General features: G+C 68.2%; 16 protein-coding genes. All 16 read left to right on the forward strand.

The annotated features are described in order from the left end of the window. Positions 1-2 precede the first annotated feature (2 nt). Positions 3-338 carry a 50S ribosomal protein L24 gene (gene rplX, locus ACRDTB_RS14945; RefSeq protein WP_431430855.1) on the forward strand — a complete coding sequence of 112 codons (336 nt, stop codon included), beginning with the start codon at positions 3-5 and terminating at the stop codon, positions 336-338. Positions 339-349: 11 nt separating this feature from the next. Further along, positions 350-937: a 50S ribosomal protein L5 gene (gene rplE / locus ACRDTB_RS14950; protein WP_431430867.1), complete on the forward strand. Its 588-nt coding sequence runs from the start codon at positions 350-352 to the stop codon at positions 935-937. Between the two features lie 4 nt (positions 938-941). Further along, positions 942-1,127, forward strand: a complete 186-nt coding sequence (locus tag ACRDTB_RS14955; protein ID WP_075133135.1) for a type Z 30S ribosomal protein S14 — start codon at positions 942-944, stop codon at positions 1,125-1,127. A 73-nt stretch (positions 1,128-1,200) separates the two neighbouring features. Then, the gene (gene rpsH, locus ACRDTB_RS14960) at positions 1,201-1,599 is read left to right on the forward strand and encodes a 30S ribosomal protein S8 (protein ID WP_431430856.1); all 399 of its coding nucleotides are present in this window, start codon (positions 1,201-1,203) and stop codon (positions 1,597-1,599) included. Positions 1,600-1,611: 12 nt separating this feature from the next. Then, positions 1,612-2,151, forward strand: a complete 540-nt coding sequence (gene rplF, locus ACRDTB_RS14965; RefSeq protein WP_431430858.1) for a 50S ribosomal protein L6 — start codon at positions 1,612-1,614, stop codon at positions 2,149-2,151. Between the two features lie 2 nt (positions 2,152-2,153). Continuing rightward, entirely contained in the window at positions 2,154-2,555 is a 402-nt protein-coding gene (gene rplR / locus ACRDTB_RS14970) for a 50S ribosomal protein L18 (protein WP_431430860.1), read from the forward strand. Between the two features lie 61 nt (positions 2,556-2,616). Next, on the forward strand, positions 2,617-3,258 hold the full coding sequence (rpsE, locus tag ACRDTB_RS14975; RefSeq protein ID WP_431430861.1) for a 30S ribosomal protein S5: 642 nt from the start codon (positions 2,617-2,619) through the stop codon (positions 3,256-3,258). A gap of 4 nt (positions 3,259-3,262) precedes the next feature. Further along, the gene (gene rpmD / locus ACRDTB_RS14980; protein ID WP_431430862.1) at positions 3,263-3,448 is read left to right on the forward strand and encodes a 50S ribosomal protein L30; all 186 of its coding nucleotides are present in this window, start codon (positions 3,263-3,265) and stop codon (positions 3,446-3,448) included. After that, positions 3,445-3,894: a 50S ribosomal protein L15 gene (gene rplO, locus ACRDTB_RS14985; RefSeq protein WP_431430869.1), complete on the forward strand. Its 450-nt coding sequence runs from the start codon at positions 3,445-3,447 to the stop codon at positions 3,892-3,894. The genes rpmD and rplO overlap by 4 nt, the downstream gene beginning before the upstream one ends. 338 nt (positions 3,895-4,232) lie before the next feature. Continuing rightward, positions 4,233-5,534 (forward strand): preprotein translocase subunit SecY, encoded by a 1,302-nt coding sequence (gene secY / locus ACRDTB_RS14990; protein WP_431430863.1) that lies wholly within the window; start codon positions 4,233-4,235, stop codon positions 5,532-5,534. Further along, entirely contained in the window at positions 5,531-6,085 is a 555-nt protein-coding gene (locus ACRDTB_RS14995) for an adenylate kinase (protein WP_431430864.1), read from the forward strand. Before secY ends, ACRDTB_RS14995 begins: the two co-directional genes overlap by 4 nt. A gap of 56 nt (positions 6,086-6,141) precedes the next feature. Beyond that, positions 6,142-6,909 carry a type I methionyl aminopeptidase gene (gene map / locus ACRDTB_RS15000; protein ID WP_431430871.1) on the forward strand — a complete coding sequence of 256 codons (768 nt, stop codon included), beginning with the start codon at positions 6,142-6,144 and terminating at the stop codon, positions 6,907-6,909. A gap of 61 nt (positions 6,910-6,970) precedes the next feature. Continuing rightward, complete coding sequence (locus tag ACRDTB_RS15005; protein WP_431430865.1) at positions 6,971-7,546, forward strand: hypothetical protein; 576 nt, start codon at positions 6,971-6,973, stop codon at positions 7,544-7,546. Beyond that, positions 7,534-7,734: a DUF6186 family protein gene (locus tag ACRDTB_RS15010; protein WP_431430866.1), complete on the forward strand. Its 201-nt coding sequence runs from the start codon at positions 7,534-7,536 to the stop codon at positions 7,732-7,734. The genes ACRDTB_RS15005 and ACRDTB_RS15010 overlap by 13 nt, the downstream gene beginning before the upstream one ends. Before the next feature lie 144 nt (positions 7,735-7,878). Then, on the forward strand, positions 7,879-8,100 hold the full coding sequence (gene infA / locus ACRDTB_RS15015; protein ID WP_005166804.1) for a translation initiation factor IF-1: 222 nt from the start codon (positions 7,879-7,881) through the stop codon (positions 8,098-8,100). Positions 8,101-8,119: 19 nt separating this feature from the next. Then, positions 8,120-8,223: 50S ribosomal protein L36 (rpmJ, locus tag ACRDTB_RS15020; RefSeq protein WP_431430872.1), on the forward strand; the 104-nt coding region annotated here is incomplete at its 3' end.

An 8,223-nucleotide genomic window follows, 5' to 3' on the forward strand; every position in this document is an offset into this window, starting at 1 on the left:
GGATGAAAATCAAGAAGGGTGACACGGTCGTCGTCATCCAGGGCAAGGACAAGGGCGCCAAGGGCAAGGTCATTCAGGCCTACCCGCGTACCCGCAAGGTTCTGGTCGAGGGTGTGAACCGGATCAAGAAGCACACCAGGGTCAGCCAGACGCAGCGCGGCGCGAAGACCGGTGGCATCGTCACGCAGGAGGCTCCGATCGACGTCAGCAACGTGATGCTGGTGTTCGACGGGCACGCCGTCCGGGTCGGCTACGAGATCAACGAGGAGGGCCGCAAGGTCCGCGTCGCCCGTGGCCCGAACGGCAAGGACAAGGACGGAAAGGCGAAGGAGGTCTGATCGTGACCACCGTGCAGAAGCTCGACCCTGCAAGCAGGTCATCGGAAGAGAAGATCGTCCCGCGCCTGAAGACCCGGTACCGCGAGGAGATCACGGCCGGCCTGCGGGAGGAGTTCTCCTACGCCAACGCCATGCAGATCCCGCGCGTGGTCAAGGTCGTGGTGAACATGGGCGTCGGCGACGCCGCCCGGGACGGCAAGCTGATCGAGGGTGCGCTGCGGGACCTCTCGCTGATCACCGGCCAGAAGCCCCAGCTGCGCAAGGCACGCAAGTCCATCGCGCAGTTCAAGCTGCGCGAGGGCATGCCGATCGGCGCGAAGGCGACCCTGCGCGGGGACCGGATGTGGGAGTTCCTCGACCGGCTGCTGACCATCGCGCTGCCGCGCATCCGTGACTTCCGGGGCCTGTCGCCGAAGCAGTTCGACGGCAACGGCAACTACACGTTCGGTCTCAACGAGCAGTCGATGTTCCACGAGATCAACCCGGACTCGATCGACCGCCAGCGCGGCATGGACATCACCGTCGTCACGACCGCGATCAACGACACGGAGGGTCGGGCGCTGCTGCGGCGTCTGGGCTTCCCGTTCAGGGAGAACTGAGCCGATGGCCAAGAAAGCTCTGGTCCACAAGGCCGCGCAGAAGCCGAAGTTCAAGGTCCGCGGGTACACCCGGTGCCAGCGGTGCGGCCGCCCGCGCGCGGTGTTCCGCAAGTTCGGCCTCTGCCGGGTGTGCCTGCGCGAGATGGCCCACCGCGGCGAGCTGCCCGGCGTGAGCAAGTCCAGCTGGTAATGAGAATTGCCACAGGCCCGCGCTGTCCACACAGGATGGCCGGGAACCAGGTGAGAAAGGTTGACAGGTCACCATGACGATGACCGACCCGATCGCAGACTTCCTGACCCGTCTGCGCAACGCGAACTCGGCGTACCACGATGAGGTCGTCCTGCCGCACTCCAAGCTCAAGGCGAACATCGCCGAGATCCTGCAGCGGGAGGGCTACATCGCCGGCCACCGCAGCGAGGACGGCGAGAAGGGGCGCAACCTCGTCGTCTCCCTGAAGTACGGCCCGAACCGCGAGCGCAGCATCGCCGGTCTGCGCCGGGTGTCCAAGCCCGGCCTGCGGGTGTACGCCAAGTCGGACAACCTGCCCAAGGTTCTCGGCGGCCTGGGCGTGGCGATCATCTCCACGTCCTCCGGGCTGCTGACCGACCGGCAGGCCAACAAGCAGCGGGTAGGCGGGGAAGTCCTCGCCTACGTCTGGTGAGGGGAGCAGGACATGTCTCGCATCGGAAAGCTGCCGATCCCCGTTCCGTCCGGAGTGGACGTCACCATCGACGGCCAGCACGTCAGCGTGAAGGGTCCCAAGGGGACGCTCGCGCACACCGTCGCCGAGCCGATCACGGTCGAGCGCGGTGACGAAGGCATCCTGGAGGTCAAGCGCCCCAACGACGAGCGGCGCAGCCGGGCGTTGCACGGCCTCACCCGGACGCTGGTCAACAACCTCGTCGTCGGCGTGACCCAGGGTTACGTGAAGAAGCTCGAGATCCACGGCGTCGGCTACCGCGTCCTGCTCAAGGGTTCGGACCTGGAGTTCTCGCTGGGCTACAGCCACCCGGTCAAGGTCAGCCCACCCGACGGCATCACGTTCGCGGTCGAGGGCCCGACCAGGTTCTCCGTCCAGGGGATCGACAAGCAGCGGGTCGGTGAGGTCGCGGCCAACATCCGCAAGCTGCGCAAGCCCGACCCGTACAAGGGCAAGGGCGTGCGCTACGCGGACGAGAAGATCCGCCGCAAGGTCGGAAAGACGGGTAAGTGATCATGACTACTCCTACAGCGGCGAAGCGCAAGCCCGTTGGCAAGGACATCTCGACCCGGCGTCGGGTCTCCCGGGCACGCCGGCACTTCCGGGTCCGCCGCAAGGTTCTCGGCACGCCCGAGCGTCCGCGTCTCGCGGTGACCAGGTCCTCGCGGCACATCGTCGTCCAGCTGGTCGACGACCTGGCCGGGCACACGCTGATGTCGGCGTCGAGCCTGGAGGCCGACGTCCGCGCGATGGACGGCGACAAGAAGGCACGTGCGACCAAGGTCGGCGAGCTGGTGGCCGCCCGGGCGAAGAGCGCCGGTATCACCAAGGCCGTGTTCGATCGTGGTGGCAACGACTACCACGGCCGGATCGCGGCGCTGGCCGACGCCGCCCGCGAGGGCGGGTTGGAGTTCTAGTTATGCACATGAGTGGAGCGGGAACGACCATTCAAATCGACAAGACGGGAAGGATCGCCTGATGCCGGGACGTTCGCGGCAATTCGGCGGCGGCCAGGGCGGCCAGGGTGGTGACCGCGAGCGCGGTGACCGCCGGGACCGCAGGGACCGTCGCGACGGTGGCCGTGGCGGGGCGGCCCAGGACAAGACCCCGCACCTCGAGCGCGTGGTGGCCATCAACCGGGTCGCCAAGGTCGTGAAGGGTGGTCGCCGATTCAGCTTCACCGCCCTGGTCGTGGTGGGCGACGGCGACGGCATGGTCGGTGTCGGCTACGGCAAGGCGAAGGAGGTGCCGGCCGCGATCGCCAAGGGCGTGGAGGAGGCGAAGAAGAACTTCTTCAAGGTCCCGCGGATCGCCGGCACCATCCCGCACCCGATCCAGGGCGAGCGGGCCGCCGGCGTGGTGCTGCTGCGCCCGGCCAGCGCCGGTACCGGTGTGATCGCCGGTGGGCCGGTGCGTGCCGTGCTGGAGTGCGCGGGCGTGCACGACGTGCTGTCCAAGTCCCTCGGCAGCGACAACGCGATCAACATCGTGCACGCCACGGTGGCGGCGCTGAAGGGCCTGCAGCGCCCGGAGGAGGTCGCGGCGCGCCGTGGCCTGCCGCTGGAGGACGTGGCTCCGGCCGGCATGCTGCGTGCCCGGGTCGCCGGTCAGGGGGTGTGACGCCATGGCACAGCTCAAGGTGACTCAGGTCCGCAGCACGATCGGGACCAAGCGCAACCACCGTGAGTCGCTGCGGACGCTGGGCCTGCGGGGCATCCGGCAGACCACGGTCCGGGACGACACCCCGGAGGTCCGCGGCCTGATCCACACGGTTCGCCACCTGGTGACCGTCGAGGAAGTGAACGACTGATGGCTATCAAGATCCATCACCTGCGGCCCGCGCCGGGTTCCAAGACCGAGAAGACCCGCGTGGGTCGCGGTGAGGGCTCCGGCAAGGGCAAGACGGCCGGCCGCGGCACGAAGGGCACCAAGGCACGCAAGAACGTGCCGGCGCGCTTCGAGGGCGGCCAGATGCCGATCCACATGCGGCTGCCGAAGCTGCGTGGCTTCAAGAACCGGTTCCGGACCGAGTACCAGCCGGTGAACGTGGGCGACATCGCCCGCGTGTTCGCCGACGGCGGCGAGGTCGGCGTCGACCAGCTCGTCGCCAGGGGCCTGGTCCGCAAGAACGAGTTGGTGAAGGTCCTCGGCAACGGCGACGTGGCCGGCGTGAAGCTGGACGTCACCGCGCACGCGTTCTCCAAGAGCGCGGAGGAGAAGCTGACCGCCGCCGGCGGCAGCGCAACCAAGCTGTAACCAACGCGAGTCCCCCGCTACCGCACTCGCGTGCGGTAGCGGGTGTCGCGCGGGTCGGACGTCTCCATTGGGGCGTTCGTACCTGGCGGCGCGGCGGTCACGGCCCGGCACCCACCGTCCGGACTGAGCCGAACGGCGTAGGGCCTCCCCGCTATGACCAGGGGGTGCAAGCGCGCCACGCCGTGCTGTTAGAGTCGTTGGCACGCTTCGGGAGGGGTGCCCCCGAGGCTTTCTGGCTTGCCAGCAGCCCTGGCGACCAGAGGTCGTGTTCCGGCCGGTGACCAGCCGGCAAAGCCGATCACCGGCGGAAATGCCGGTGACGCCGAGGAGGTCCTTGCGTGCTCAGCGCTTTCCGCTCGGCTCTCGCGACGCCGGACCTGCGCCGCAAGATCCTTTTCACTCTGATGATCGTGGCGATCTACCGGGTCGGGGCCCTGCTGCCCTCGCCCGGTGTGTCGTACCCGAACGTCCAGAAGTGCATCGCGGACGTCAACGACCAGAGCATTTACCAGTTGCTGAACCTGTTCAGCGGCGGTGCACTGCTGCAGCTGTCGGTGTTCGCGCTCGGGATCATGCCGTACATCACCGCGAGCATCATCATCCAACTGCTGCGCGTGGTCATCCCGCGGTTCGAGCAGCTGCACAAGGAAGGACAGTCCGGCCAGGCCAAGCTGACGCAGTACACCCGCTACCTGACGATCGGCCTCGCGATCCTGCAGGCGACCGGCATCATAGCGATGGCCGACCGCGGCCAGCTGTTCGGTGACTGCCAGGACCCGATCATCCCGCAGGGCACGACGTTCAACCTGGCGATGATCGTCCTCACGATGACCGCCGGCACCGCGCTGATCATGTGGTTCGGTGAGCTCATCACCGAGCGCGGCATCGGCAACGGCATGTCGCTGCTGATGTTCGTCAACATCGCGGCGCGCATCCCGTTCGAGGGCGGCAACATCCTGCGCAACGCCGGCGGCGTGGTGTTCACCGTCGTCTGCGCCTTCGGCCTGCTGATCATCATCGGCGTCGTGTTCCTCGAGCAGGGCCAGCGCCGCATCCCGGTGCAGTACGCCAAGCGCATGGTCGGCCGGCGCATGTACGGCGGCACCTCGACCTACCTGCCGATGAAGGTCAACCAGGCCGGCGTCATCCCGATCATCTTCGCGTCGGCGCTGCTGTACCTGCCCGACCAGATCACCAGGCTCACCGGGAACACCAACAGCTGGTGGAGCCGGTTCGTCGCCGACCACCTCACCAGCCAGTCGGACTGGGTGCACATCGCCACGTACTTCGCGCTGATCATCTTCTTCACGTACTTCTACATCAGCATCCAGTTCAACCCGAACGAGCGCGCCGAGGACATGCGCAAGTACGGCGGCTTCATCCCGGGCATCCGGCCCGGGCGGCCGACGGCCGAGTACCTCAGCTTCGTGCTGAGCCGGATCACCCTGCCCGGGTCGATCTACCTCGGCATCATCGCGGTCCTGCCGAACTTCTTCCTCGACCTCACCGGGACCGGGCAGAACCAGAACTTCCCGTTCGGTGGAACCGCCGTACTGATCATGGTTGGCGTCGGTCTGGACACCGTCAAGCAGATCGAGAGCCAGCTGATGCAGCGCAACTACGAAGGGTTCCTCAAGTGACGCGTCTCGTTCTCGTCGGTCCACCCGGCGCGGGCAAGGGCACGCAGGCGACCGCGTTGAGCGAGAAGCTGGGCATCTCGCACATCTCGACGGGCGAGCTGTTCCGTGCGCACATCGGGAACGAGACCGAGCTCGGCAAGCGCGTCAAGCAGTACCTCGACGGCGGCGACCTCGTGCCGGACGAGATCACGAACAAGATGGTGGCGGAGCGCCTCGCCGAGCCGGACAGCGACAACGGCTTCCTGCTCGACGGCTTTCCGCGCAACGTCGGCCAGGCCGAGATGCTCAGCAAGGTGCTGGCGGAGTCGGACAAGAAGCTGGACGCGGTCGTGCAGCTGCAGGTCGACGAGGACGTCGTGGTCGAGCGCCTGCTCGCCCGCGGCCGTGCGGACGACAACGAGGAGGTCATCCGCAACCGGCAGCAGGTGTACCGGGCGGAGACCGCACCGCTGCTCGACTACTACCGCGACATCCTGGTCACGGTGGACGGGGTCGGCGGGGTCGACGAGATCACCAACCGGGTGTTGAGCGCGCTGCGCGATCGGACGTGACCCGTGGTGGGCTGCTCGACTCGCTGCGGCTCTCGATCCAGTCATTGCAGGGCCGGATGATCGAGCTCAAGGCGCCGGCTGAGCTCGAGGCCATGCGAGCCGCGGGCCTGATCGTCGCCTCCGCGCTGAAGAACGTCACCGAGGCGGTGCGTCCCGGGGTCAGCACGGCGGAGCTGGACGAGATCGCCGAGCAGACCATCCGGGACGCGGGCGCGGTGCCGAGTTTCAAGGGCTACCACGGCTTTCCGGCGAGCATCTGCGCGTCGGTCAACGAGCAGATCGTGCACGGCATCCCGAGCACCACCCAGGTTCTGGCCGACGGCGACCTGATCTCGGTCGACTGCGGCGCGATCCTGGACGGCTGGCACGGGGACTCGGCGGTGACGGTCCCGGTCGGCCCGCCGGACCCGGCCGACCAGGCGCTGTCGGACGCCACCCGGTCGGCGATGGCGGCGGGCATCGAGGCCATCCGCCCCGACGGCCGCCTCACGGACATCTCGCACGCGGTCGAGTCGGCGGTCCGCGTGGCCGAGCGGGCGGACGGGCGCCGGTACGGCATCATCCGCGAGTACGGCGGTCACGGCATCGGGCGGGCGATGCACATGGAGCCGTTCCTGCCGAACTACGGCAAGCCGGGCAAGGGCCCGCGGCTGCGCGTGGGCATGGCGATCGCCATCGAGCCGATGCTGACCCTGGGCGGCGAGCCTACGGAGGAGTTGGCGGACGGCTGGACGGTCGTCACGGTCGACGGCTCCCGGGCCGCCCACTGGGAACACACGGTGGCCATCACCGAGGACGGCCCCTGGGTGCTCACCGCGCCCTGACCGGCGAGCGGCCCGGAAACGTCGTTCACCGAACCCGGGTGCCCGGGGGAAGATTGCCCTTGTGCTGGAGCCCCGAGCCAAGACCAGACCCTGGTGGCGGACCAAGCCGTTCCTGATCATGGTGATCGCCGGCCTGTTCCACCTCGGCCGTGGCGCACCCGTGGACGGCGTCGTGTTCCTGGGGACCGCCGCCGCGCTCACCTGGGCCGAGCTGCGCGAACCGCGCCCGCCCAGGCGCCGGGACCTGCCCACGGCGGTGGCGCTCGCGGCCGTCCCGGCCGGCTGGGTCGTCGCGATGTGGCAGCCCGGCACCGTGCCGCTGGCGGTGGCCGTCGCCGTCACCGGGCCGCCGCTGCTCTACCTAGCGCTCGTGGTCGGCGGTCACGGCGAGCGTACGGATGCTGGCAGGTGGTGGCCGTGGGCCGTGACGGGCGTCGCGATCTGTCTCTGGGAGCTCGCCTCCTTCCTCCGACAGAGTGACCCCGCGACGCCGAACCCCGATCACCCCACGTTGAGCGCGGTCCTCGACCCGCTGTTCGTGCACAACCCCGGCCGCGCGGTGGTGATCATCGTCTGGCTGGCCGCCGGGTACTACCTCGCGCGCCTGATGCTGCGGAGCCGGCCGTGCACGCGCTGACGGTCACGGTGTTCGCCCTGCTCGGGGCGGGTCTCGGCGTCCTCGAGCTGCTGGGGAGACGCCGGGGTTCGCGGATCCCGACGACCGGCCGGCTGCTCCGCGCGGCCCTGCACAACCGGCCCGCGTTGGTGCTGGTGGTGCTCACCTGGTGGTGGTTCGGGTGGCACTTCCTGGTATCGGGGGGCTGATTTTTCCTCGTCACCAACAGTGCGTACACTGGTTCGATGGCGCAGCCTGTTGCGCCGGTTTCCGTCATGCGTTTCCGCCCGCGAGGGGTTCATGCAGGGCGGTATGCGTTTGACCATGTAGTTAGAGCATGAAACGCGGAGGACATGGGCAAGAAGGACGGGGCCATCGAGGTCGAGGGCCGTGTGGTCGAGCCGCTACCCAACGCGATGTTCCGCGTCGAGTTGGAGAACGGGCACAAGGTCCTCGCGCACATCAGCGGCAAGATGCGGCAGCACTACATCCGCATCCTGCCGGAGGACCGGGTGGTCGTGGAGCTCTCGCCCTACGATCTGTCCCGCGGCCGAATCGTCTACCGCTACAAGTAGGGCCAGGAGAAACAGGGACGTGAAGGTCCAGCCGAGCGTCAAGAAGATCTGCGACAAGTGCAAGGTGATCCGCCGGCACGGCCGGGTCATGGTGATCTGCGAGAACCTGCGCCACAAGCAGCG

Origin of the sequence: Actinophytocola sp., assembly GCF_050699935.1 — a bacterium.
Classification (GTDB): Bacteria; Actinomycetota; Actinomycetes; order Mycobacteriales; family Pseudonocardiaceae; genus Actinophytocola.

What these genes read in the sequence shown, in the direction of transcription:
- rpsH (WP_431430856.1), top strand. Translation starts at nt 1,201, where the DNA reads ATGACGATGACCGACCCGATCGCAGACTTCCTGACCCGTCTGCGCAAC.
- infA (WP_005166804.1), top strand. Translation starts at nt 7,879, where the DNA reads ATGGGCAAGAAGGACGGGGCCATCGAGGTCGAGGGCCGTGTGGTCGAG.
- rplR (WP_431430860.1), top strand. Translation starts at nt 2,154, where the DNA reads ATGACTACTCCTACAGCGGCGAAGCGCAAGCCCGTTGGCAAGGACATC.
- map (WP_431430871.1), top strand. Translation starts at nt 6,142, where the DNA reads ATGATCGAGCTCAAGGCGCCGGCTGAGCTCGAGGCCATGCGAGCCGCG.
- rplX (WP_431430855.1), top strand. Translation starts at nt 3, where the DNA reads ATGAAAATCAAGAAGGGTGACACGGTCGTCGTCATCCAGGGCAAGGAC.
- rplF (WP_431430858.1), top strand. Translation starts at nt 1,612, where the DNA reads ATGTCTCGCATCGGAAAGCTGCCGATCCCCGTTCCGTCCGGAGTGGAC.
- rpmD (WP_431430862.1), top strand. Translation starts at nt 3,263, where the DNA reads ATGGCACAGCTCAAGGTGACTCAGGTCCGCAGCACGATCGGGACCAAG.
- rpsE (WP_431430861.1), top strand. Translation starts at nt 2,617, where the DNA reads ATGCCGGGACGTTCGCGGCAATTCGGCGGCGGCCAGGGCGGCCAGGGT.
- ACRDTB_RS14955 (WP_075133135.1), top strand. Translation starts at nt 942, where the DNA reads ATGGCCAAGAAAGCTCTGGTCCACAAGGCCGCGCAGAAGCCGAAGTTC.